Origin of the sequence: Halobacillus litoralis (assembly GCF_009856445.1) — a bacterium.
GTDB classification, from domain to species: domain Bacteria; phylum Bacillota; class Bacilli; order Bacillales; family Halobacillaceae; genus Halobacillus; species Halobacillus litoralis.
In genome coordinates, this window is record NZ_WMFA01000008.1 from 98,452 (window position 1) to 121,157 (window position 22,706).

Here is a 22,706-nt window from a genome sequence, read left to right on the forward strand (position 1 = left end):
GTCCTGCTTCTTTTTATGCCTGCATCCTTTTGATGAAGGATTCAAGTGGTTGACGTGACTGGATGTTCTGATTGCATTTCTGGCTGTTATGGCAGATATAGTTCCCGCGGCTGATCGTTTCCTCCTTATTTTCCCCTTTGAAGGTAGCTGTGAACATGCCCACTTTTTCATGCTCATGGCAAAGCGAACAAATGCTTTTCTGTCTTAATGGTTTGTAATGACCGTACAACCCTGTAAGTTCACCGTCCACTGTAGTAATGATGTATTTTCTGTTTGCTGATACATCGTTCCATCCAATATAAGAAAGCTCGGTCCATTCTTCATTCGGAATTGCCGGCACCCTCAGCTTTTTCACTTTCGGGAACAATTTTTGAATATCAGCTTCTGACAGTTTTGGAAAAGGTACCACGTACTGCTTCAGGCGGGAAAAGTAAAGGATCGCATCGGTTTCGTCTTTGACGTCACTGGCTTGTGCAATCATTTGTTCCTGTTCTGATGAAAGCTCTGTAAACAAATCCAGCACCTTTTCCTGCGTGATCGATTGTAAGGCCTGAGTGACTGAGGCATCGTTCGTTGTCATATGACTGTTCAACAGGTTATGAGCCTGATTTTTTATAAAATGATACTGATCGGAGCGGATAAATCGTTCCATAAAGAAACCCCCGTTCATTGATTTTCTTCTTATTATTTCAGAGCGCGTCTTTTCTATCAAACGTTAAGCCTCCCAGGTTCATAAGGGAGCAGTAAACCTGACACCTGGATTCTTTGATTAGATACCAGTACCAAAAGCTGAAATGATGAAACATTTACCCGTGGGGAATCGTAGAAGTACCTGTAAGACATGGGAGGGGAAGGAAGATGACTTGGAAACGGACGATAGTAGAAACCAGCCGCGGTACTTTCGAAGTTTTTGAAAAAGGACAGGGGCGCCCGCTTGCGGTCACTCATTTGTATTCAGAGTTCAACGAAACGGGAGACTATTTTGCAGAAGCTTTTGTAGAGAGCCATCACGTCTACTTAATAAACTTGAAAGAGTGTGGAGGGTCTGACAGGGCGAAGGCCCCTCACGAACTGACAATGCTTGAAAGTGTCCTCGATCTTGAAGCCATCCGAAGTACATTAGGGTATGAATCCTGGGACTTTGCCGGTCACTCTACGGGAGGCATGCTTGCTTGTGTGTATGGGATCTATTTCTCGGGGAGCCTGGACACACTTATCATTGCTAATGCAGCAGCTCGGGAGTATATGACGTTTTCAAAGGATTGTATTTATAATGAATCCCACCCGGAATTCCATAACATGCAGTCAATGATCGAGGGGTTGAAAAAAGAAGACCTTTCCTCTGAAGCAAGAAAAGAATTAACCGTTGAACGAACAAAACTTTCTTTATGGAAGCCGCAAAATTATGAACGCTATTTTAATCAAGGGATTGAAAAGAAGATGTCAGCCCTCCGCATGAACTTCTTTTCCCGAGAGCTTCACACGTTTGATGTGACAAGGAAGCTGAAACTCATAGCTGCCAAGGTGATGGTTGTATCTGGTGCGCATGATGTCCAGTGTCCACCTTCTTATTCGGAAGAAATCGCCGAAGCTATTCCCGGTGCTGTCCATCATAGGTTTCTTGAGAGTAATCACTACCCTCATCTTGAAGAGCGACTGAAATTCAGGCAAATGATCACCGACTACTTTGACTAGCACAAACGGAGAGTGGTAAAGTTACTCATGATGACAGCGTTTTAACAAGGAAGGAGATTAGGGATGCAGCAGGATAAACAACAAAGAAGAAGTGACTTTGCGAAGTTCAAAGAGCTGTGGTTTCTATTGTTCATGCTTTTGTTTACACTCTTTCATAACACGATGGTCATCCTTATCGGTGAGGGGTGGAGCTTCATCGGCTACAGCCTCTTGTTTCTGGTGATGTATACCTTGTTCCGCTGGCTGCGGAAGGTCGTCGTGTTCATGAGAAAACCATTGTCCTGGGGATCGCTGATCGGCTTTTACATTGCTGGTGTCTTCGTGCTCGGCGCGTTATTGATCCCATAAAGGAAAAGGGAGAGGGGATCATGGGGATGAAAGTTTCGTTTCTTTCATTTTGATAGGGCACACATACATAAACGATGATTCGATTTGAATGAATGAAGGGATAGCACAGAGGTTTTAAAGGAACAAGACCCATTAAGGGGGGATTTTAAATGGAGTATGTCAAAGAGCTTAGAAAAGAAGTAGGAACAAGACCGTTAATTCTACCCGGGGCTGTTGTGATTATCGTCAATGATCAGCAGAAGATTCTACTCCAACATCGCAAAGATGGCGGGTGGGGACTTCCTGGGGGTTTAATGGAGCTCGGCGAGAGTTTGGAGGAAACGGCGCGACGTGAAGTGAAAGAAGAAACCGGCCTCCATGTAGGGGAACTTGAACTACTGGATATCTTTTCAGGAGAGGACTACTTTTTTAAGATTTCCAATGGGGATGAACTGTACTCGGTGACGGCGGTCTACAGGACGGACGAGTACAAAGGAAAGGTAGAGGTGGATGAGGAAGAATCCCATCAAATCACTTTCTTTTCTATCAATCACCTACCCGCAGATCTAACCAAGGAATACCGTGATTATTTGCAACCACATTGGAAAAAACAAAGATGACGGGGGATTCGATGCTTGAACTGTTGATGCTGATCATAACCGTTGTTTTAGTAGCGGGTTATATCTATTTGATTTATAAGAAGAGGAAAAATTTGAAGAAGGAATATGGCTGGAAGAGCTACGTGACGCCGGGGGCTTTTGTAATCGCACCATTAGTGGCCTTGTTTTCCTATCTATTTGAATTCGGAGGCATTGCCACTTGGTTCATCCTTGGTGTTTGCTTTATTACCGGAGCATTTTTCACAAAATATTTGCCGGAGCCGAAAGAAGGCTGATGGACACAGAACAGTAACCATTCAAGGTTGCTGTTTTTTTATTTTGGAAATGTATCCCTTATATTTTCCTGTTCAACATAATTGTGAAGGGAAATGAAATAATAAGAAAAGAGTAGGAGGACGCTTATGAATGAGTGGTTGGAATTCGTCGGAACAGGTATCATCGTATTTATTATATTGTACGTTTTAGCGAGAATTCTAAGCAAGAAGCTGATCTCACAAATGACGCTTTTTGACTTTATCGCAGGCATTACACTGGGATCTATGACTGCTACAACCTTCCTTGCTGATAATGTGACGCTCTCAAGAGGAGCGCTTGGATTACTGACCTTCGCAGCCCTTGTTCTTGTCATCGACTATCTCACACTTAAAAGTTTGACGATACGAAAGCTTGTGAACAGTCAACCTACGCTGCTGATGGACAATGGGAAAATTCTTATAAAGAATATGAAACAAGTGCGATTCAATGTCGACGAACTCATTGCTGAATTAAGAAAAGCGGGAGTGTTCCAGTTCAGTGATGTTCAGACAGCGATCTTGGAAACGGATGGTTCTGTAAGTGTTCTAAGAAAATCAGAGGCAACCCCTGTCACCTCTCGTGATATGAAGTTAGAAACAGCCCCTGCAAAATATTCACACGTGGTCATGGTCCAGGGGGAAATTCTCCGTCAACAATTGAATGCCAGTGGTTACAGTGAAGCCTGGCTGCAAGATCAACTGCAGGCGCATGGGATTTCCAATGTGAAGGAAGTACTGGTTGCACAGGTCAATCCTGATGGGACGATCTTTATAGAAACAGTAGAATAGGTCTATGTTTTTTTGAGAAGCTTTTTTCCTGCAAAGAGATCGTGCATGTCGCCGGCAGAAGCAGAAAGAAAGCTTAGCCATCTGTCCTTCAGGATGAAAGTCCAGCTGGAGAATAACAGGAAGTGAGCAGACAATACGACGATTGTCTGCTTTTTCATGGTCAACCTTCGTCAAAATGAGGAGGGCCATTCTTTTGCAGGAATTTGGAAAAATGTGTTTAATTTTGTGGGAGAAAGGATATAGGGAGTTAGGTGGAAAATAGTGGGATGTGGAAGTCAGCTTTTGTCATTACATAGACCAGCCTCTTTTTTTACCGAATAAAAAATTCGGGAGTGTTTGGATGTTAAAAAAGTGTAACCTGTTGTTGTTGAGTTTTCTGGTGCTGTTCCTGTTTCCTCTTCAGGTATTCGCTGCGGACATGTCAGCAGAAGACGTGTTGAAGAAATCGAATGAAGCGATGAAAAACCTGGACAGCTACTCTATGAAACAAGTCTCCAAGGCGAAAATGCCGATGATGAATGAAGGAGAAGGAATGGAAACCACAACGATGTCCGATGTAACTATGGATCCTTTCGCCATCTATTTGAAAACAGAATTGGCAGGAGAGACGACGGAGTCTTATTTTACAGAAGAAGGCTACTACAGTGAACTTCCAGGGCAAGGGTGGGTTCAGCTCTCTGATGATTCCAGTCAGGAAATGATGCAGTCGATGCTTGCGGAAGGACAGATGGCTCAGGCGCTTCCATTAGCTGAGGATATGAGTGTGGAAGAAAGTGACGGTTCCTATGTCCTCCATTATGAGGGTGACGGGGAGAAACTTTTGAAAATGTCGATGAAAATGCTGCAACAAGGTATGGGTTCCAGTGAAGGTGAGCAGGGGTTAAAAGAACTGGGTGAAGAAATCCTTGATAAAATGACCATCAAAGATGTGACCTATAAAATGACGATCGACAAAGAAAATCACTATTTAACTTCCAGCTACGTTCATTTGGAAATGGAAATCGAAACCGAAGAGGGCCAGCCGATGCCGATCACTCAGGAAACTGAAATGACACTGGAAAACTTTAATGGTGTCGGAGAAATTCAAATTCCACAAGAGGTGCTGGATGAGGCTCAACCGATTGAAGATGCCATCGGAGGCGAAATGCCTGATACCGCAAGTCCGGATTTGATGTATGCTTTACTTGGCGCAAGTGTAGTATTGCTTGCCGGAAGTGTTTTGTTCGTGAGAAAGAGATCCTTGCAGTAAAAAATAAGAGTCGGGCTCAGGCCTGGCTCTTTCAATCTTTCCATAGATGAGGAGGCCATCATGCTGAACAAAGTCCTTTACATGCTTGTCGTGATCGGTTTGTCGTGCACTGCATATTTCACCTTTCAATGGTGGGACTCTACGAAGGCTGTTGAAAAGGTGACCGAAGAGGAAATCAACGAATGGCACTCCCAGGGACAGGCAGAGAAACCTGAACCTGTGGTTGTTAAAAAACAAGAGAAAACGAAAACCACACGATATTCGAATGAACTACATATGTTTGACGATGGTGAAAAAGTGGGGCGACTGGTCATTCCTCATTTGAATAAAGGCTATGCCACCTATTGGGGCACGGATGAACAGTCGCTTCATCAAGGGGTAGGGATGTTCATAAGCAAGTGGACAACGACACCTGATGAGAAGCGTCATACCGTCCTGAGCGGACACCGCGAGACCGTTTTCACAGAGCTTGGGGAAATTGAAAAAGGCGCCCCGCTTTTTTATGAATATGAAGGGAAAAGGTACAAGTATGAGGTGGAGAAAACATGGGTGACGGATGAAGACGACCGCTCTGTCATCGTTGATCATGAGGATCCGACGCTTACATTAACGACCTGTTATCCTTTTGATTTCATAGGGAGTGCCCCGGAAAGGTTTATTGTACAGTCAAGATTAGTCGATGTGCAGGAAATCGAGTGATTTGGCAGTAACTGAAGCTCATCAGTACTTGGCATAATCGAACTTTTCCTGTGGGTCCAACGCGGGTCCTTTATAAACCTTAGTGATGATTAGTGAAGAAAGAGGGTTTGTAAATGTCTGCATTATTTCTATTCATAGGTATCCTGGGGTTGATTGTTTACATTTATATCACAAGAAAAAGCTTTTTCTCTGATGAGCGGAATGTGAAGTTATGGATCATGCTTTTTGTATTCCTGCCTTTGTTGGTCATGGGGTTATGCCTCTCCTTATCTTTTTAATGTTATGTCATATCCCCACCATCTTAATGGACGAGTAGGGGTTGTTTGGGAGAGGTGGACAAGCCAATTTCCTTTACCTACATAAGCGAAAGGCTTTTCGCACAAGCTAAGGAAAACGGGGAGTAGGTGAAATCATGACTTTGTACCGGCTCGGTTATGTAGCGATGAGTGTCCATTTGCAAAACGCTTCTCCATCTCAAACGATGACCTATAAACGATTTTCAGAGATTCGTGACGTGGAAGCGGCCAGACGGAAGCTGGAACGGATTGCGAAATCCAACCTTCACAACTGTCTGCGGTTACTGAAACATAATAAAGCTCATGATATCCACTTTTTTAGGTTGAGTTCACGGCTTGTGCCTCTTGCTACACATGAAGAGCTACAGGGTTGGGATTATTTGAATCCGATTAAGGAAGATTTGAGGGAATTGGGAGCGTATGCGGTGGAAAATGAGATGAGGCTGGATTTTCATCCCGATCACTTCGTTGTCATCAATTCTCCGGATCAGGGAATTTTCAAAGCTTCGATGGGCGTGCTGAAGTATCATTACCTGCTGCTTCATCATATGGGTCTAGATCCTACTCATCGTTGTGTTTTCCATCTCGGAGGCAGATACAAGGATAAGGAAAAATCGCTGGAGCGGTTCATTGAAAATTGGGCCCTGGTCCCTTCAGGCATTCAAAAGACCGTCATGATTGAAAATGATGATACCTCCTACACATTAGCGGATGGTCTTTATGTCTGTGAAAAGTTGAACATCCCTCTCGTCTTTGATCTCCATCATCATTATGCCAACCATGAAGGGGAGAAATGGGAGGATCATTGGGCCCGTGTCGTGGATACTTGGCGTCATTCACCCCTTCCTGTGAAAATGCATATTTCCAGTCCGAAGAGCGAAAAGGATTTCAAAAGTCATGCGGATTTTGTGGATGCAGAAATGTTCCTCGAGTTTGTAAAGAAAACGAATGGCTCCACAGACCAAATCGACTGCATGATTGAAGCTAAGCAGAAGGATGAAGCGTTATTCCGGCTTGTGGAAGAGTTGAAGCAGCATCCGGAAGTTGAGATGCAGGATGATAGTTCGTTTATTTGGAAAGGATAACTGAACCAGACTCACTTATGATAATCCTGGTGTTTCGCACGTTCAAGGCCCCGTTTAATCAATTTTTTCAGACGACGTTTGATTCTTAGAAAAGGGATGAGTCGGTCTTCTTTCATCAGTTCATAAGTCAGGTGAGCGAATTCCTGTCTTTCTTCCGGTGTCAGAACGATGACTTCTGCAGGTTCTCTCTTAGGAAAAGGAATTAAATCTCCCACACGCATCGCCTCCTTCTTAAAGATTTATGCAGAAGGATACATAACATGCTCTAAATTAATGGTCTGTCTTAATGTTGGAAGGGGAGAAATGAGGATCATCTGAAAAGTGCGGACGAAGGTGATGGAACGTTGAATAGAGAATTGCCCCCTTTCTACAAGCGTTAAGTAGGAGGCGGGGCATTTTTTTATGTAAGATTTTCTGATGAACATACATTATAAGAGAGCTCGTTTCCAACCGTAGTGTCGATGATGCAGCGTGATATAATAAGGATATAAATGGTTCATGACCCAATTTTATCAACTGGAATCTTAGGGAGGTTGCTATGTCTGATTATAAGTTAACCATAGAGATCCGAAAGCCTTCTTATGCGCAGAATAAAACGGTAAGGGATTCCATTCCTCGTTCCTTGTGGAAGGCTGTGAGGCACCATGTCTTGAAGAAAAGTGATTTTCAGTGCCAAATCTGCGGCTTTCATGATGAAGAGAAATTGCATGCGCATGAAGTCTGGCAATATGACGAGGAGAAGTACCTTTTAATCTTAAACGATATCCAGCCTTTGTGCCGGTCATGCCATGATTTGAAGCATATTCACCATGTCGGGCATCGAACGAAAGCCGGGAACACGAGTGATTTTGTCATGAGGAATTTAAAGCGCCATTTCATCAAGGTCAATGATTGTACGGAAAAAGACTTTATAAGACATTACCGAAATCAACTAGCCAGGAGTACGACCGAACCTGTTAGGAGGTCTATGGAGGATTTAATAGAATGGCGGGAGCGGATAGAGAAGGAAGCGTTTCTAATGGCACAGGATTGGAAGTTCGTGATCGGTGACAATGTTCCATTAGCGAGTGAGATTGAGTCGAATCTCGATGAAAAAGGGTTGCTTTATGAACGGAATCACAAAGGTTCGTCTTCTTTGCTCTAATTTCTTAGTGAAATCTAAAAGTGGAACAATTTCCCCATAATTTTTCACCCGTTGATTTTATGTTAAGGTTCTAAGGGATGTGCACAAGATGAGAGCCAAGGGGGAAGTCATATGAACAACCGTGCTTTAGGAGTTTTATTGGTAGGACTATCTTTATTAACCGGAGTCATCGCGTACTCCATAGGTGAGCTGATCACAGCCATTAAAATGTCAGCTGCCCATGTATCGGCATCGATATCCGGAGCGGATGGGCCAGGGATCGGTTGGGGTGGAAACCCGATTTTAACGACCGTTCCTATACTGGCTATAGCCATTTGTATACTATTAGGTTTTGTTGTTCTTCTTAAACGCAATTAAATGTGCCTTCAAAAGTCAGCGGAAAAAGCTGGCTTTTTAGTATGCATCTTAGAAGAGCTTCCCTGGTCAGCGGACTTTACATAAAGATAAAACGTGCGTGGATGATCCACGCACGTTTCAACTTAGCCCTCCCAAGCCGGAAGCATCTGACTGAGTGGTTTGTCCTTCCGATATCCAAGCACATATTCCGCCTGCATAATCGTATGGATTTCCCGCGTTCCTTCGTAAATGACGGGAGCTTTGGAATTCCTTAAATAACGTTCGACGGGATATTCGTTGGAATACCCGTATGCCCCGTGGATCTGCACGGCATCATCCGCCGCCTGGTTGGCGAAATCACACGCCTGCCATTTGGCAAGGGATGTTTCTCTCGTGTTTCTCACCCCTTTGTTCTTCAATGCACCTGCACGATAGACGAGCAGGCGGCTCATGTGTAAACCGGCCTCCATCTTCGCGATCATCTGCTGGACGAGCTGGTGCTTGCCGATTTCTTTTCCAAACGTTTTTCTCTCATGACAGTATTCTACACTAGCCTCAAGGCAAGCCATGATCTGTCCGCAGGCGCCAGCAGCAACCGTGAACCGGCCGCTGTCCAGGGCGGACATGGCGATTTTAAAGCCGTCCCCTTCGTCTCCGAGCAGGTTTTCTTTCGGTACTTTCATCTGATCAAAGAACAATTCGCCTGTATTGCCTGCCCGGATCCCGAGCTTTCCTTTCGTCGCTTTCGAAGAGAATCCTTCATAGGTCCTTTCCACAATAAAACAGGAAATCCCGTGGTGTTTCTTACTCTTATCCGTATAAGCAAACACTAAAAAGTGATCGGCCACATCACAGAGGGAAATCCATGTTTTCTGCCCGTTCAGTACATAATGATCACCGTCGAGGGTCGCAGTCGTCTGTAAGGCGGCAACGTCCGAACCTGCCGCCGGTTCCGTCAAACCGAAAGCCCCGATTTTTTCACCTCTCGCCTGTGGAACCAAGTATTTCTGTTTCTGGGATTCTGTCGCCCACTGCAGGAGTGTCATGCTGTTCAAGCCGGTATGAACGGAAACGGCTGTGCGGAAGGCCGTGTCTCCACGCTCGAGTTCTTCACAGACAATCGCGAGAGAATTGTAATCCATCCCGCTTCCGCCATAGGTCTCTGGAATGCACACACCCATCAGACCGAGCCCCGCCAGTTTTTTCAACGTCTGCTGATCGAAGTGTCCTTTCGCATCCCACTCGCCAATATTGGGCATGATTTCATGGTCGACGAAACTTCGGACCGCTTTTCTTAACATCACTTGCTCATCACTGAAATCGAAGTTCATTTCGTTCACTCCTTAAACCTTGTGATCCTTTTTCCACTTGCGGATCGTATTTTTGTCGTACCCAAGTCCTGTAAGAATTTCTTCTGTATGTTCACCAGCATCCGGCGGGTGCTGTTTGTAATCCACCGGCGTGCGGGAGAGTTTCAGTGGACTGCCGATCATCTCCACATTACCTGCTTTCGGATGCTCAAGGTTGAGGAACATGTCACGGGCTTTCAACTGCTCATCGTTACGGACGTCTTCAAGTGTTTGAATCGGGCCGAAAGGGATGTGCTTCTCCTGACACCGGTCCTGCCAGTAAGCCGTTTTTTCTTGTGAAAAAAGTTCCTGCAAAATATATGAGAGCGCTTCTCTGTTTTCCACCCTTTTTGCATTGGTAGAAAATAAAGGATCCGAAGCAAGCGAAGGTTGTCCGACGACGGCGCATAGGTGGGCGAATTGACGATCATTCCCGACAGCGATCACCATTTCACCATCACGGGAACGGAACGTCTGGTAGGGCACGATGTTGGCATGGTGGTTTCCGAGCCGTTGAGGGACTTTTCCGGTCATTAAAAAATTGCTCCCGATGTTGATGAGGGAACTGACGGCTGCATCATATAGAGACAGATCGATTTTTTGACCATATCCGGATCGTTCTCGTTCTAACAGAGCCGTTTGAATACCGATGCAGGCATACAAACCGGTAAGGATGTCCGTGATGGCCACACCTAATTTCTGGGGACCAGATTGGTCATCCCCTGTGATGCTCATCAGTCCGCTCATCGCCTGGATGATGAAGTCATAGCCGGGCAGCTGCTGATAGGGGCCTGTCTCTCCGAACCCCGTAATTGAGCAGAAGACGATGCGCGGGTTGATTTCTTTTATATGGTCATACTCGAACCCGAGCCGCTCCATCGTTCCCGTCTTGAAATTATTGAGGACAACGTCACTTTCTCTGACGAGCTTTTCCAACACTTCTTTTCCTTCACGAGACTTCAAATCCAGCGTCAAACTCTTCTTATTTCTGTTGGTACATAAATAATAAGCACTCACCCCTTCTTTGAAGGGAGGTCCCCATGTACGGGTTTCGTCACTGCCCCCGGGAGCTTCGACTTTAATGATTTCAGCGCCGAGATCTCCGAGGATCATCGAACAATAAGGTCCCGCGAGAACCCGGGTCAAATCGAGGACGCGGATGCCTTCCAATGCGGCGGTCACCACTCATCACACCCTTTCACGATAGAAAAAGCCAGAAGAACCCATACGACGTATGAATCCAACTGGCTTGGGAAACACGGATCAATTCAGATAGGGGAGTTGTCCTTGACGGGCTATATCACACTATATGCAGCGATTTGGAAAAGATGACCTGAAAACTTTGTTTCATAGAATCATGGATGGATTAATAGGATAGAGCGATGGGACAACCACATTGTTTGAAGGGGGTCTTTCCATGATCCAAAGCTCGAAGCAGGTGCAGAGCCTGCCACCCTATTTGTTTTCCATTTTTCATAAAAAGAAAGTCGCGTTGACCGCTCAAGGGGTTGATGTCATCGATCTCGGCATCGGGGCCCCGGATTTACCGACACCACCATTCATCATCGACCGTTTGACCGAAGAGGTACGCAAACCGAAGAACCATAAATATTCCCCGTACGGCGGCTGCCGGGAGTTCAGAGAGGCCGTCGCGGATTTCTATAGATCTCACTATGACGTGGATTTGGATCCAGAGACGGAAGTGCTGACACTGATCGGTTCGAAAGAAGGGATCGCCCATTTGATCAGTGCCGTCCTCGACCCGGGGGACGGGGTGCTTGCGCCGGATCCGGGCTATCCTGTCTATCAATCGGCGATCCATCTTGCTCATGGAGTGACCGTCCGCTTTCCATTGGATGAAGAAAACAGTTATGCACCGTTGTTCGATCAAATCTCTCCAAGGGATGTCTCCAGATCGAAAATGATGCTGCTCAACTATCCGAACAACCCGACAGGCGGAACGGTCGATCTTGAGACGTTTGAGGAAGCGGTGCGCTTTGCGAAAGAACACCACCTTTCACTCATCCAGGATGCCGCCTACGATCTCGTGACGTTCGGGGATTACAAGGCTCCCAGTCTATTACAGGTTCCTGGCGCGAAGGAAATCGCTGTCGAGTTCGGATCGCTTTCAAAAACGTTCAATATGTCCGGCTGGCGGCTTGGCTATGTCGTCGGCAATCAGGAGCTGATCCGTGCGCTCAGTGTGTACAAGAGCAACATGGATACGAGTCAGTTTTTACCGATCCAATTAGCTGGTGCTACAGCGCTGCGGAGTGATTTTTCATCGGTAAAAGCGAACAACCGGACCTACGAGCAGCGGCTCGATCTAATGATGAACGCCTTTAATGGGATGAATATACAGGCGGAAAAACCGAAGGGGACCTTCTTTCTATGGGCGCGTGTGCCAGAAGGATATACCTCGCAGGAATTCTCTGAAAAAATGCTCGACGAAGCAGGCATCATTCTTACGCCTGGAACAGCTTTCGGTCAGAAAGGAGAAGGTTATTTCCGAATGAGCCTCTCTGTTCCGATCGAGCGGCTGCATGAAGCTTCGATACGAATGAGAAAAGCGATGAAGGGAGGCTGAAGTCCATGGATGAACGTCAGATGACGAGCGCGGAAGCCATCGTCTCCTGTCTGAAGAGGCAAGGCATTTCCAAAGTGTTTTGTGTACCAGGGGAGAGCTATCTTCCTGTGATGGATGCCATTTTAAAAGAGCCGGACGTGGATCTCATCTCGGCCAGACACGAAGGCGGGGCCGCTTTCATGGCGGAAGGATACGCCAAAGCGAGTGGAAGTCCGGGCGTGGTGATGGCGACAAGAGGTGTCGGTGCAAGCAACCTTGCGATCGGTGTTCATACGGCCTGTCAGGACTCCACACCGATGGTCGTTCTCCTCGGACAGGTGCACACGAACTTCAGTGGACGTGAAGGCTTCCAGGAAGTCGATCTTGAAGCTTTTTTCAGACCGATCGCTAAATGGGTGGCTGAAATCCGCGAACCGCCCCGGACGGCGGAATTTGTCCAACGGGCGCTCAGGATCGCTATGACCGGGAGGCCGGGACCCGTCGTCCTTGCTTTGCCCGAAGATGTCTTGAAAAAAGAAGCGCTCATGTCATTCGGACCTGTTGTGAAAAGGCCGGCACCGAAGCCATCGGATCATGAAGTCATCGAGGTGGTCGACCGCCTCCGTTTAGCGGAACGTCCGCTGATTTTAGCGGGTGGGGGAGTGAAGCTTGCGGGTGCAGAAATGGTGTTGAAGCGACTGGCTTATAAATGGGGAGCTCCGATTGTGAGTGCGTTCCGACGTCATGATGTCTTTCCGAACGATGATATCCACTATTGCGGACATCTCGGGCTCGGCACCCATCCGAACATTTTAGAGACGATTTCTCAAGCGGATACAGTGCTCGCAATTGGGACAAGACTCTCGGAAGTAACGACACAGGACTATACGCTGTTAAAAAAGCAGACCTTGATCCACTGTGATATCGATGACGAGGTCTTAGGCAAAGTCTACCCTCCGGATGTGGGGATTGTTGCAGATGCCAACGAAATGCTCGAGGCTTTAGCTGCTGCCGCCTACGGAAGAGATTTGAGGGCTTGGACAAGCGCGAGACGGAAAGCCTACGAGGCGACGCTCGTGACAGAAGGTCGCAAAACATTGAACGGGGAAGTGATTTCCCTTTTGCAGGAGAACCTGCCGGAAGACAGTATCCTGACGAACGATGCGGGAAACTTCGCCGGTTGGCTGCATACGTATTTTCAATTTAAGAAACATCGATATATAGGACCAACATCAGGTGCGATGGGGTACGGCATGCCGGCAGCCCTGGGAGCGAAGCTTGCTGATCCTGACAAAACGGTCGTCTCACTTTCGGGGGACGGGGGATTCATGATGACGATGCAGGAGATGGAAACAGCCGTCAGATATGACATTCCGATTATCAGCATCGTTTTTAATAACCGGATGTACGGAACGATCCGTATGCATCAGGAAATCCATTACCCGGGCGAAGTCATCGGTACGGATTTAGGGGAGGTCGCCTTTTCAAAAGTAGCGGAGAATCTGGGGGCGGCAGGTTTTTATGTGAAAACACAGGAAGAGTTCAGACGCGCGCTTGATCAGGCGCTGGTTCTGGACAAGCCTGTCGTGATTGAAGTAGAAACAGATCCTGAGCAGATTTCATTATCGAAAACGATCAACCAATTAAGAAAAAAAGGGGGAGAATCAAAGTGACATTGATTCATGAGGAGCAGTTAAAGAATTTCATAGATGGTAAATGGTTGGACCCGTCTTCCGGCAAGGCGGCAGCCGTCGTCAATCCGGCGACATCCGAAACGTTGGTGCACGTCCCTCTCTCTGCCGCTTCTGATGTAGAAGAAGCGACAAGGGCAGCGAAAAAAGCGCAGAAAACATGGGCACTCGTGCCGGCACCACAGCGAGCCGAAGTGTTGTACCGCGTCGGTTTAATTATGAAAGAACGCAAAGAGCGTCTCTCCCAGCTGTTGACGATGGAAAACGGAAAGGTCATTGAAGAAGCACGGGGAGAAGTTCAGGAAGGCATCGACATGGCCTTCTATATGGCAGGGGAAGGCCGCCGACTGTTCGGGCAGACGACACCTTCAGAGTTGAAGGATAAATTTGCGATGAGCGTCCGCGCGCCCGTCGGCGTCGTCGGCATCATTACCCCGTGGAACTTTCCGATTGCGATTGCGACATGGAAGTCCTTCCCGGCGATCGTTGCCGGAAACGCGGTCGTATGGAAGCCGGCAACAGAAACTCCGATCATGGCCTATGAACTGGCGAAGATTTTCGAAGAAGCCGGTCTGCCGAAAGGGGTCATCAATGTCGTATTCGGCTCGGGTTCCACAGTAGGAGAAGCGATGATCGAGCAGGACGACATCCGCGTCATTTCTTTTACAGGATCGAATGAAGTCGGTCGCGGCATCGCAGGGAAATGCGGCCAGCGTCTCAAGAAAGTTTCCCTGGAAATGGGCGGGAAAAACGGTGTGATCGTCATGGATGATGCCGACTTATCCCTAGCGGTGGAAGGCATTCTGTGGAGTGCCTATGGGACAAGCGGCCAGCGCTGCACCGCCTGCAGCCGCGTCATGGTTCATGAAAAGGTGAAAGATGAACTGGAAGAGCGCCTGCAGAAGGAGATCGCCAAACTTTCGATCGGAAATGGACTGGATGAATCGATCAAAGTCGGACCGATCATCAACCGGGCAGGTCTTGAAAAAGTGAAAAGCTACATCAGCGTCGGGAAGGAAGAAGGAGCGAAACTTCTCACAGGCGGCTATATCATGGAGAACGGCGATCATAAGAAAGGAAACTACTTTGCTCCGACGTTATTCACGGACGTGAAACCGGATATGCGCATCGCCCAGGAAGAAATTTTCGGGCCGGTCGTATCCTTGATTCCTGTGAAAAGTTTTGAGGAAGCTGTTGAAATCAACAACAGTGTGGAATTCGGCTTATCGAGTTCGATCTTCACACAAAATGTGAACCAGGTATTCGCCGCTCAGCGGGATTTAGATACAGGCATCGTTTATGTGAATGCAGGGACGACAGGAGCTGAAATCCACCTGCCATTCGGGGGGACGAAGGGGACCGGAAATGGCCACAGGGATTCTGGAGTGGCTGCCCTCGATGTGTTCACCGAATGGAAAGCGGTGTACGTCGATTTCAGCGGGAAACTGCAGCGTGCCCAAATCGATGTCGAGTAATTTTACAGAGAAAAAGGAGTGCGGACTATGAAAGTAGCTGTTCTAGGGTCTGGATTGATGGGAAAAGAAGCGGCGCGCGATCTCGTCCATAGTTCGGGAGTAGAGAAAGTCGGACTCGCCGATATCGACCTCGACCGCGCGCAACGGGTCTCTGATTCATTGAACTCTTCCAAAATCCAAGGTTTCAAAGTGGATGCCGGAAACCAGACCGAACTGGCGGAGTTCATCAGCCATTATGATGTCGTCATCAATGCCCTTTTCTACTCCTTCAATGAAATCGTAGCCAAAACAGCGATCGAAGTCGGGGTCCATTCCGTCGACTTAGGGGGACACATCGGTCACATCACCGATAAAGTGCTCGAGCTCGATGAACAGGCGAAAGCAGCGGGAGTAACGGTCATTCCGGATCTTGGCGTCGCTCCAGGCATGATCAACATTTTGTCAGGGTACGGCGCAGGAAAGCTTGATAAGTTGGAAGCGATCCGCCTGTTCGTGGGCGGTATTCCGGTGAGACCGGATCCACCACTTGAGTACAACCATGTGTTTTCCATGGAAGGATTGCTGGACCATTATTCCGATCCTTCGACAATCATCAGGGATGGAAGACTGCGGGAAGTGGAGTCGTTGACGGAAGTTGAAAACATCTATTTTGAACGATTCGGTCCACTGGAAGCTTTCCATACCTCCGGCGGGACGTCGACGCTGTTGAAATCTTACCCGCACATCGACAGTCTCGAGTACAAGACGATCCGTTACCCCGGACATGCCGAGAAAATGAAGCTGCTCGTCGATCTCAACCTGACAGGAGCGGATCAGGTCGTTAATATCCGCGGGATGGAAATCAAGACGAGGGAAGTGCTGCTGAAGAGCATCGATCCACTGCTTGAGCTGAAGGATAAAGACGATGCCGTCCTGCTCCGTGTCATCGTAGGCGGAGAGAAAGACGGTGTACGGAAGTCGTGTGAATATGAAATGGTCACCTATAAAGACAGAGCGACGAATGTAACCGCGATGGCCCGCGCAACAGCGAACACCATCTCTGTCGTTGCTCAAATGATCGGGGGAGGAACGATCACGAAACGAGGCGTATGCCCTCCGGAAACGATTGTTCCAGGTGATGTTTATATCGATGAAATGATGCGGCGCGGAGTTGTGATCAGAGAACAAGCGTAGGGTTGGGATGGTTATCTTTTGATGTGGTGCCAGGCACTGTTATGCTTTTTTCGGTGCCTGACACTGCCGTTTGTTTTTTGGTGACAGGCACCAAACCGAATGCTCATGGTGCCAGACTTTCTGTGAAGAAAATTACATGTAAGGGCCGGGCGGTTGTCCGGTCCTTTTCATGTGTTTTGGTTGTTCCATTTTCGTGGTACCAGGTACAGAAAAAATTTTTACGTACCTGGTACCAACAGATAAGTGCCTTGTGTGAGGTTTTATGCTCAATATTTCACATACAAGTATGAAATTTTTACATGGAGTTTAGGAACTGAAGAATGAAAACGGTTATCCTAGGGGTAAGCTGGACGGTTTGTTAAAGCTTTGTGAATAAAGCAACAAACGACAGATAATGAGTTTAAAAGAACGTATGATTAGGTATGTATAATGAAAAACGGGGAGTGCGTATAGGTGCATATAAATGGAATTGAGAACCTCAAGTTTCACAGTCAGTTGAGTTTGAAGCAAGTAGAGGATCGTGTCATCATAACGGCAGACTTTCCGAGAGAGTTGCGTGTAGAATTAGGGATGAGAGAACCCTTTTTATACGTCACCCTTTATGTCAGGGGCGGGGAGCGCATTAAAATTATCGATGAAGATAATGCTACGTTACACATTCCATCGAAGAAGGATTTTGAACGGAACACCTACAATAAGATCATCAATTTCGCCAAGGAGCATGCGAAGCAATTCCGTTCTTGATATGTGGAGCAGTGTCCCTTGGAGTGCCTTAGGTAACATCTGCTTTTTAAAAAAATAATCGATATTTTCTTGTTCTTCAGAAAAAGTGGAACCAGTAATGTGCCTTTCAGCAAATAAAAGGCAAACATTACTGGTCTTTTATTTGCCTTGAAACTTGGTCTTCTATAAAAGAGAAGCTGTTTTGCTGGGATCTTTTTTTACCAGGGTAAACATTCGAATCAAAAGGGGAAAGCATTAAGATCCTCTTTTGCAACCTATCACACCTTATTACTCGTCCCCAGGTACCTGGCTCCTATTCTTTGAAAAAAATCAAGAACTTTTTGCTATATCATCTTTGAATAACTAGAACGAGATAATAGTTTTGACTCAGGTATTTAGGGGTAGTTCTATATAGAATTACCTAAATCATCCAATTAAGGAGGGTGGTGGGACTATGAAAATGGTGAATAGGATATGGGCTGTAGCCCTGTTCGTCCTTGTTATTCTTGCCGCATGCGGAAGTAATGAGGATACTTCAACATCAGGCAACAGCGATGAAAAAGCAGAAGAAGATACAACTTCAGAATCGGTAAGTACAGAGGAAGAGAACAGTGAAAAAGAAGACAAGGAAACGGAAGAAGAATCTGCAGATAGCGATTCAGATAATGGGGAGACCGCTGTTTCCTCCGGTGAAATCATGAACCCTAACATTGCAGAAGAGTCACAAGGGGACGTGAAAGAAATCTATACAAGTGAAAATAATTTAGAGTATGTTCACGATATGGAAGGGTTTACTGTATCCATAAACCAATACCAGATTGTGAAAGTTACGGATATGAGCGAAGATATGTCGATACAATTTGACGATCAGACCGATGGATATGTCGTGACCGCACAAGTAACTATTGAAAATACTCGGGATGAACCGGTGTATTATCCCAGTTTCATCCGAATACAGGGAGTGAATGAGTCAGACTTCTTAAGCTCTGAACGGACATTCGTGCGTGATCAATATCCAGTATCAAAAGACGAGGAGGAACCCTCGAAGTATGGTGCAGACGAAAAGGTCACGGGCCTAGTGACTTTTACCCTTACGAATGATCAATATGACGTGATGACAAGGGTGAAACCGAAATTCGTCATCGAAGGTGGAGCAGCTGATAATGAAGAATTCAAAGACTCCTTTAAGGGAACGGCCACCTACGATTTAATTTATGGAGAAGAACAAAAAGCTGAGGTTGAAAGTTCAGCAGATTTTTACCAGGATCGACTGACAACAGGGAATATGGCAAATAAGGAAATGATTTTTGAAAAGTCAGGGATTTATGAAACCAAGCAAATTGAAGATGTAGGAATCACACTAAATGGTGTACAATATGCAGAATTAGAGCCAACAGAAGGCAACGAATCCCTTTTTAGTAACTTCGGGGATGCGGGAATTGTGGCCCTTACGGTTAAGTTGACCATTGATAACCAGTCCGACAAAGAGCTGAATACCTTCCTACTATCATCATTTATCCGCGTTGACGATAATCGCGGTTCCGTGATTAGTCAGGGCATGGTGGAGCCGAATGATTCCCAGACGGTTGAAGCAGGTGCAACAGGCGAGAAATACCACGTCTTCCTGTTTAGAAAAGATGATTTTGAAACTATTGAAACGTTTGATTTAGAGTTCGGCCCGTTTACGGGAGATGATGGTAAAGAGTTATTTAAGGGGAAAACCGCTTTGTTTTCTCTGCCAAGTCAATAGTTAAAAAGCTGCCGAGTCACGGCAGCTTTTTTTATAATTTTTATGAAAATAAATAAACATGGATTATTAGCGAAAAAGGTTTATATTTTCAATCGTGTTGCTTGCGGTTTTAAGAAATATCTTGAAACTGAGTCTTCAAGTAAAGGGCAGGTTTGTTGAAGACTCAGTTTCGAGATAATTCAAGTTTTTTTGTAATAAGGTTGAGTAAATAGGGTGGTTTTGAAATAATTGGAACTAAAGAAAATACTAGGGGGAAAAAAATGTACAAAGCATTCATGGACACAGAAAATCATCTTTCTATCTTAGAACCAAGACATGCAAGTGAGTTATATGAAGTGATTAATGAAAGTAGAAGTAACATTAGTCAGTGGTTAACATTTCCCGAAAAAACACACGAGGTAAAGGATTCTGTTACATTTATTGAAAAGTCTCTGAAACGCTTTGCTTCTAATAATGGTTATTGGGCAGGCATTTGGCATAAAGGAAGACTTGCTGGTTCAATTGGTTTTTTGTACATAGATTGGGATGCAAAGAAAACAGAGATAGGATATTGGTTAGGAGATAACTACCTAGGAAAAGGGTTAGCAACTAAATCAGTTGAGAAATTACTAGAGCATTCATTTCATGATTTAGAATTAAGAAAGGTTGAAATCAATGTCGCTAGTAAGAATCTTAAAAGTAGGGCAATACCCGAAAAGTTAGGGTTTACTGAGGAAGGTACTATACGTAATTATGAGTATTTGAATGGTGAGTATCATGACAGAGTGGTTTATGGTTTGCTTCAAGAGGAGTGGAGAAATAAATAATTTATCTCGATATAGAGTCTTTATGTATAGGGGGCGATTGTTCAATATGAGCAATCGCTTTTTTGCTAACGGGCAGGATTGTGTTCAAGATATCGCTGTAAAATATTGTGTTAGAATTTAGATTAATACATGAATGGGAGGAACTAGTATTGGTTAATTGGGAAAGGAAATTATTACATACGGCCCGCGGTGTATTTGAGATATTCATAAAGGGGGAGGGGGCCCCACTCTGTGTAACCCACCATTACTCTGAATTTAATCAAACAGGAGACTATTTTGCTGAGTCCTTTACAAGCACGAACAAAGTATTCTTAGTTAACTTAAGAGAAGCAGGGCATTCAGATAAAGCAATGGAACCTTACCAATTAAGCATGTTGGAATCTATATTCGATTTAGAAGCTATCCGAGAAAAATTAGGATTTAGTAAGTGGGGGTTTGCTGGACATTCGACTGGAGGGATGCTGGGAATAATTTACGGAATACACTTTTCAGAACGTCTAGATTTTAATGTAATTGTAGGAGCAGCAGCAAGAGAATATATGACGTTTTCGAAAGAGTGTATTTACAATTCAGAACATCCTAAATTTCATATAATGCAAAAACTAATTGAAGCTTTAAAACATTCGGATCTACCACCAGAAAAAATAAATGATTTAAAGGTCGAAAGAACTAAACTATCTTTATTTATGCCTGAAAAATATGAGCAGTTATTTTCACTTAACATTCATAAAGGAATGTCTGTTACTCGAATGAATTTCTTCAACCGTGAATTACAGGTCTATGATGTAACTAGAAAGTTAGAGTTTATATCAACACCTACTTTAATTATATGTGGTAGGCATGATGTTCAGTGTCCATTGACTTACTCAATTGAAATGAATGAAGGTATTCTTAATTCGAAATTAGTCATCTTTGAGAAAAGTAACCATTACCCATTTTTAGAGGAATCAGAGCGATTTAATGAAATATTTGATTTATTCTTAAAGGAAAATCAACCCTCTTTTAATTAATGGGTGATGCTCGAAATGTCTCGAGTTTGAGTCTTATAGAAACGGGGGCAATTCTTTAATAGAAGAATTGCCCTCTTCTCAATGTTTGCTAGGATTTGAAACCTTTACATGGAGGAGTACGTACATGATATTGCATGTTGGATCCGAGGAGGTGTACTATGCAAAAGGCCATCACAGTTCATTATCAATCCGATAAAAAGAATAACTTAAGTGATTTAAATCAACTTCTTCAAGAGGGATGGAAGGTTGTTTCTCAGAGTCCAGTTGGATTGGTGCCCATGGTTTCTTCACTTGTGATCCTGGAGAAAAATTAGACAATATTTCTTCTGCATTCGTTGAATAAAAGGAAAAATTGTTAAGATTACCGCCTTTTCAAAGGGCGGTTTTTGCATTAAGAAGTTTTTTTATGTTCATTTAGTGAAAGTAAACTAGTTTTAATTCAAATCTTAATGTATTGAGGCTTTACTTCAATATTGAGAATACCTTTCTTATTAGATTAAGGATACTCTTAATAAAGATCAGGAGGGGTATTATATGGATATAAAGTTTTTTATAAAGGTTATTCAACATCACCCAATTCAGAAAATGCAAGGAGGCACATTATGTTAGTTTATGGTCTGGATTCAGATTTTTGGTTGGGGTTATTGCTTCTGTTAACCATAGTTAGTTTATTGTTAGTTTCTTTTAACACAATAATTAGAAGATGGTTAAAGGTGGAGAGAAAGAAGGTATTTTCCTACAACCATGTTAATGAAAAACATAAAAAGATTGATCGGATAATAAGAATCATTGCTGCAATCAGTCTAATTTTAGGATATAGCATCAACATTATGAGTTATCCAACAAATACATATTGGTTTATACAGCCGTGGTATATAATTATTGTATTTCTTGTGGTGTCGGAATTAGGAAGAGCTGTAATGGAACGAAAGTATGCACAAAACCCTAATGCTTATAAAGTAACCATTTTGGAGATGACACTTATCCTTCTGATATACATATCGATATTAACCACAGATTTTTGGGGACTGGTATAAGCCACGCCATAAAGTGTATCTGTTTAAGAGGAGTTCCACATTAGCTTTTTCTATTAAGTAAATGAATTTCTAAAATGAAGTTGATTGAGAGGGAGTTATTATTAGAACAAGTATAATTTATATTGTAGGAGTTATTCTTTTTACAGCCTGGTTAGTTATAGCGGATTATATTAGACATGACACTTTGAACTGGGGACCAAATATTGCACAGTCCTTGTTTGTCGTGACATTTATAGTTGCAGCACTTTTGTTAGGGAAAAAGTTACGAAAAAATTAGTGAATAAAGTGTGATGGAAAATACTTATTATGTTACAACACCTTGAGGAATCGGTGGGAATTGCCGCTTGGTCAGAGGGAAGAGAATGAATCACCAAAGGATTGTGCGATATAGATGAAATTGATGTTAAGGCTTTTAATTATAGGCGATAATATATCCCTCAATTATCTTGACATCGAGTATTAAACAAACGGGGGCGATTGCTTAATAAATCACTTTAAGCATATTAACGGAAGATCAGCTTATTAAATAGCAAACAGTTCATGTAGGAGTAAGGTGAGAATAAATGATTGAAAATAAAAAAAGCAAAGGAATA

Annotated in this window: 26 protein-coding genes; 21 read left to right on the plus strand and 5 right to left on the minus strand. The window is 44.6% G+C overall.

From position 1 onward, the window contains the following. Window positions 1–13: 13 nt before the first annotated feature. Window positions 14–652 (minus strand): FusB/FusC family EF-G-binding protein, encoded by a 639-nt coding sequence (locus GLW00_RS16235; RefSeq protein WP_160915803.1) that lies wholly within the window; start codon window positions 650–652, stop codon window positions 14–16. 206 nt (window positions 653–858) lie between these two features. Here GLW00_RS16235 and GLW00_RS16240 point away from each other — a divergent pair, with 206 nt between their 5' ends. From GLW00_RS16240 to GLW00_RS16260, 5 genes are all read left to right on the plus strand, one after another. After that, the gene (locus tag GLW00_RS16240; RefSeq protein ID WP_160915805.1) at window positions 859–1,695 is read left to right on the plus strand and encodes an alpha/beta fold hydrolase; all 837 of its coding nucleotides are present in this window, start codon (window positions 859–861) and stop codon (window positions 1,693–1,695) included. A gap of 63 nt (window positions 1,696–1,758) precedes the next feature. Further along, window positions 1,759–2,043, plus strand: a complete 285-nt coding sequence (locus GLW00_RS16245; RefSeq protein WP_160915807.1) for a hypothetical protein — start codon at window positions 1,759–1,761, stop codon at window positions 2,041–2,043. Between the two features lie 149 nt (window positions 2,044–2,192). Continuing rightward, window positions 2,193–2,642: an NUDIX hydrolase gene (locus GLW00_RS16250; RefSeq protein ID WP_160915808.1), complete on the plus strand. Its 450-nt coding sequence runs from the start codon at window positions 2,193–2,195 to the stop codon at window positions 2,640–2,642. Between the two features lie 11 nt (window positions 2,643–2,653). Then, on the plus strand, window positions 2,654–2,917 hold the full coding sequence (locus GLW00_RS16255; RefSeq protein WP_160915810.1) for a hypothetical protein: 264 nt from the start codon (window positions 2,654–2,656) through the stop codon (window positions 2,915–2,917). A 126-nt stretch (window positions 2,918–3,043) separates the two neighbouring features. After that, the gene (locus GLW00_RS16260) at window positions 3,044–3,724 is read left to right on the plus strand and encodes a DUF421 domain-containing protein (protein WP_160915812.1); all 681 of its coding nucleotides are present in this window, start codon (window positions 3,044–3,046) and stop codon (window positions 3,722–3,724) included. 2 nt (window positions 3,725–3,726) lie between these two features. Here GLW00_RS16260 and GLW00_RS16265 read toward each other — a convergent pair whose 3' ends face one another. Continuing rightward, window positions 3,727–3,882 (minus strand): hypothetical protein, encoded by a 156-nt coding sequence (locus GLW00_RS16265; RefSeq protein ID WP_160915814.1) that lies wholly within the window; start codon window positions 3,880–3,882, stop codon window positions 3,727–3,729. Between the two features lie 182 nt (window positions 3,883–4,064). Between GLW00_RS16265 and GLW00_RS16270 the strand changes: the two genes are divergently transcribed. From GLW00_RS16270 to uvsE, 4 genes are all read left to right on the plus strand, one after another. After that, a complete protein-coding gene (locus tag GLW00_RS16270) occupies window positions 4,065–4,973 on the plus strand; it encodes a DUF6612 family protein (protein ID WP_160915816.1) in 909 nt (302 codons plus the stop codon). Between the two features lie 60 nt (window positions 4,974–5,033). Then, window positions 5,034–5,672 (plus strand): class D sortase, LPxTATN-specific, encoded by a 639-nt coding sequence (gene srtD / locus GLW00_RS16275; RefSeq protein ID WP_237417543.1) that lies wholly within the window; start codon window positions 5,034–5,036, stop codon window positions 5,670–5,672. Window positions 5,673–5,785: 113 nt separating this feature from the next. Further along, a complete protein-coding gene (locus tag GLW00_RS16280; protein ID WP_160915817.1) occupies window positions 5,786–5,950 on the plus strand; it encodes a hypothetical protein in 165 nt (54 codons plus the stop codon). A 134-nt stretch (window positions 5,951–6,084) separates the two neighbouring features. Beyond that, entirely contained in the window at window positions 6,085–7,053 is a 969-nt protein-coding gene (gene uvsE, locus GLW00_RS16285) for a UV DNA damage repair endonuclease UvsE (RefSeq protein WP_160915819.1), read from the plus strand. An 11-nt stretch (window positions 7,054–7,064) separates the two neighbouring features. On the opposite strand, the gene GLW00_RS16290 is transcribed toward uvsE, so the two are convergent. Continuing rightward, complete coding sequence (locus GLW00_RS16290; RefSeq protein ID WP_160915821.1) at window positions 7,065–7,268, minus strand: hypothetical protein; 204 nt, start codon at window positions 7,266–7,268, stop codon at window positions 7,065–7,067. A gap of 323 nt (window positions 7,269–7,591) precedes the next feature. Between GLW00_RS16290 and GLW00_RS16295 the strand changes: the two genes are divergently transcribed. Both GLW00_RS16295 and GLW00_RS16300 read left to right on the plus strand, forming a co-directional pair. Then, entirely contained in the window at window positions 7,592–8,197 is a 606-nt protein-coding gene (locus GLW00_RS16295) for an HNH endonuclease (protein WP_160915822.1), read from the plus strand. A 111-nt stretch (window positions 8,198–8,308) separates the two neighbouring features. Continuing rightward, complete coding sequence (locus tag GLW00_RS16300) at window positions 8,309–8,554, plus strand: hypothetical protein (protein WP_160915824.1); 246 nt, start codon at window positions 8,309–8,311, stop codon at window positions 8,552–8,554. A 122-nt stretch (window positions 8,555–8,676) separates the two neighbouring features. Here GLW00_RS16300 and GLW00_RS16305 read toward each other — a convergent pair whose 3' ends face one another. Next, window positions 8,677–9,864, minus strand: a complete 1,188-nt coding sequence (locus tag GLW00_RS16305; protein ID WP_160915826.1) for an acyl-CoA dehydrogenase family protein — start codon at window positions 9,862–9,864, stop codon at window positions 8,677–8,679. 12 nt (window positions 9,865–9,876) lie between these two features. Next, entirely contained in the window at window positions 9,877–11,064 is a 1,188-nt protein-coding gene (locus GLW00_RS16310) for a CaiB/BaiF CoA transferase family protein (protein WP_160915828.1), read from the minus strand. A 235-nt stretch (window positions 11,065–11,299) separates the two neighbouring features. Here GLW00_RS16310 and GLW00_RS16315 point away from each other — a divergent pair, with 235 nt between their 5' ends. The 10 genes from GLW00_RS16315 (at window position 11,300) to GLW00_RS16360 (ending at window position 22,113) form a co-directional block, all read left to right on the plus strand. After that, entirely contained in the window at window positions 11,300–12,469 is a 1,170-nt protein-coding gene (locus GLW00_RS16315) for an aminotransferase class I/II-fold pyridoxal phosphate-dependent enzyme (RefSeq protein WP_160915830.1), read from the plus strand. A gap of 5 nt (window positions 12,470–12,474) precedes the next feature. Beyond that, a complete protein-coding gene (locus tag GLW00_RS16320) occupies window positions 12,475–14,121 on the plus strand; it encodes a thiamine pyrophosphate-dependent enzyme (RefSeq protein ID WP_160915832.1) in 1,647 nt (548 codons plus the stop codon). Further along, entirely contained in the window at window positions 14,118–15,614 is a 1,497-nt protein-coding gene (locus GLW00_RS16325; protein WP_160915834.1) for an aldehyde dehydrogenase family protein, read from the plus strand. Before GLW00_RS16320 ends, GLW00_RS16325 begins: the two co-directional genes overlap by 4 nt. Before the next feature lie 18 nt (window positions 15,615–15,632). Next, window positions 15,633–16,787, plus strand: a complete 1,155-nt coding sequence (locus GLW00_RS16330; RefSeq protein WP_326316545.1) for a saccharopine dehydrogenase family protein — start codon at window positions 15,633–15,635, stop codon at window positions 16,785–16,787. Between the two features lie 453 nt (window positions 16,788–17,240). Next, complete coding sequence (locus GLW00_RS16335; protein WP_326316546.1) at window positions 17,241–17,531, plus strand: hypothetical protein; 291 nt, start codon at window positions 17,241–17,243, stop codon at window positions 17,529–17,531. 433 nt (window positions 17,532–17,964) lie between these two features. Beyond that, the gene (locus GLW00_RS16340; protein WP_160915838.1) at window positions 17,965–19,260 is read left to right on the plus strand and encodes a DUF5068 domain-containing protein; all 1,296 of its coding nucleotides are present in this window, start codon (window positions 17,965–17,967) and stop codon (window positions 19,258–19,260) included. 260 nt (window positions 19,261–19,520) lie between these two features. Beyond that, window positions 19,521–20,066, plus strand: a complete 546-nt coding sequence (locus GLW00_RS16345) for a GNAT family N-acetyltransferase (RefSeq protein ID WP_160915840.1) — start codon at window positions 19,521–19,523, stop codon at window positions 20,064–20,066. 149 nt (window positions 20,067–20,215) lie between these two features. Continuing rightward, window positions 20,216–21,076 carry an alpha/beta fold hydrolase gene (locus tag GLW00_RS16350; RefSeq protein ID WP_160915842.1) on the plus strand — a complete coding sequence of 287 codons (861 nt, stop codon included), beginning with the start codon at window positions 20,216–20,218 and terminating at the stop codon, window positions 21,074–21,076. A 158-nt stretch (window positions 21,077–21,234) separates the two neighbouring features. After that, a complete protein-coding gene (locus tag GLW00_RS16355) occupies window positions 21,235–21,390 on the plus strand; it encodes a hypothetical protein (RefSeq protein WP_160915843.1) in 156 nt (51 codons plus the stop codon). Window positions 21,391–21,678: 288 nt separating this feature from the next. After that, window positions 21,679–22,113 (plus strand): DUF4181 domain-containing protein, encoded by a 435-nt coding sequence (locus GLW00_RS16360; protein ID WP_160915845.1) that lies wholly within the window; start codon window positions 21,679–21,681, stop codon window positions 22,111–22,113. Window positions 22,114–22,706 lie beyond the last annotated feature (593 nt).

Coding starts and splice junctions, on each gene's coding strand:
- uvsE (WP_160915819.1), top strand. CDS start 6,085: ATGACTTTGTACCGGCTCGGTTATGTAGCGATGAGTGTCCATTTGCAA.
- GLW00_RS16280 (WP_160915817.1), top strand. CDS start 5,786: ATGTCTGCATTATTTCTATTCATAGGTATCCTGGGGTTGATTGTTTAC.
- GLW00_RS16245 (WP_160915807.1), top strand. CDS start 1,759: ATGCAGCAGGATAAACAACAAAGAAGAAGTGACTTTGCGAAGTTCAAA.
- GLW00_RS16305 (WP_160915826.1), bottom strand. CDS start 9,864: ATGAACTTCGATTTCAGTGATGAGCAAGTGATGTTAAGAAAAGCGGTC.
- GLW00_RS16315 (WP_160915830.1), top strand. CDS start 11,300: ATGATCCAAAGCTCGAAGCAGGTGCAGAGCCTGCCACCCTATTTGTTT.
- GLW00_RS16345 (WP_160915840.1), top strand. CDS start 19,521: ATGTACAAAGCATTCATGGACACAGAAAATCATCTTTCTATCTTAGAA.
- GLW00_RS16250 (WP_160915808.1), top strand. CDS start 2,193: ATGGAGTATGTCAAAGAGCTTAGAAAAGAAGTAGGAACAAGACCGTTA.
- GLW00_RS16295 (WP_160915822.1), top strand. CDS start 7,592: ATGTCTGATTATAAGTTAACCATAGAGATCCGAAAGCCTTCTTATGCG.
- GLW00_RS16300 (WP_160915824.1), top strand. CDS start 8,309: ATGAACAACCGTGCTTTAGGAGTTTTATTGGTAGGACTATCTTTATTA.
- GLW00_RS16265 (WP_160915814.1), bottom strand. CDS start 3,882: ATGAAAAAGCAGACAATCGTCGTATTGTCTGCTCACTTCCTGTTATTC.
- GLW00_RS16260 (WP_160915812.1), top strand. CDS start 3,044: ATGAATGAGTGGTTGGAATTCGTCGGAACAGGTATCATCGTATTTATT.
- GLW00_RS16355 (WP_160915843.1), top strand. CDS start 21,235: ATGCAAAAGGCCATCACAGTTCATTATCAATCCGATAAAAAGAATAAC.
- GLW00_RS16360 (WP_160915845.1), top strand. CDS start 21,679: ATGTTAGTTTATGGTCTGGATTCAGATTTTTGGTTGGGGTTATTGCTT.
- GLW00_RS16340 (WP_160915838.1), top strand. CDS start 17,965: ATGAAAATGGTGAATAGGATATGGGCTGTAGCCCTGTTCGTCCTTGTT.
- GLW00_RS16240 (WP_160915805.1), top strand. CDS start 859: ATGACTTGGAAACGGACGATAGTAGAAACCAGCCGCGGTACTTTCGAA.
- GLW00_RS16255 (WP_160915810.1), top strand. CDS start 2,654: ATGCTTGAACTGTTGATGCTGATCATAACCGTTGTTTTAGTAGCGGGT.
- GLW00_RS16270 (WP_160915816.1), top strand. CDS start 4,065: ATGTTAAAAAAGTGTAACCTGTTGTTGTTGAGTTTTCTGGTGCTGTTC.
- GLW00_RS16320 (WP_160915832.1), top strand. CDS start 12,475: ATGGATGAACGTCAGATGACGAGCGCGGAAGCCATCGTCTCCTGTCTG.
- srtD (WP_237417543.1), top strand. CDS start 5,034: ATGCTGAACAAAGTCCTTTACATGCTTGTCGTGATCGGTTTGTCGTGC.
- GLW00_RS16235 (WP_160915803.1), bottom strand. CDS start 652: ATGGAACGATTTATCCGCTCCGATCAGTATCATTTTATAAAAAATCAG.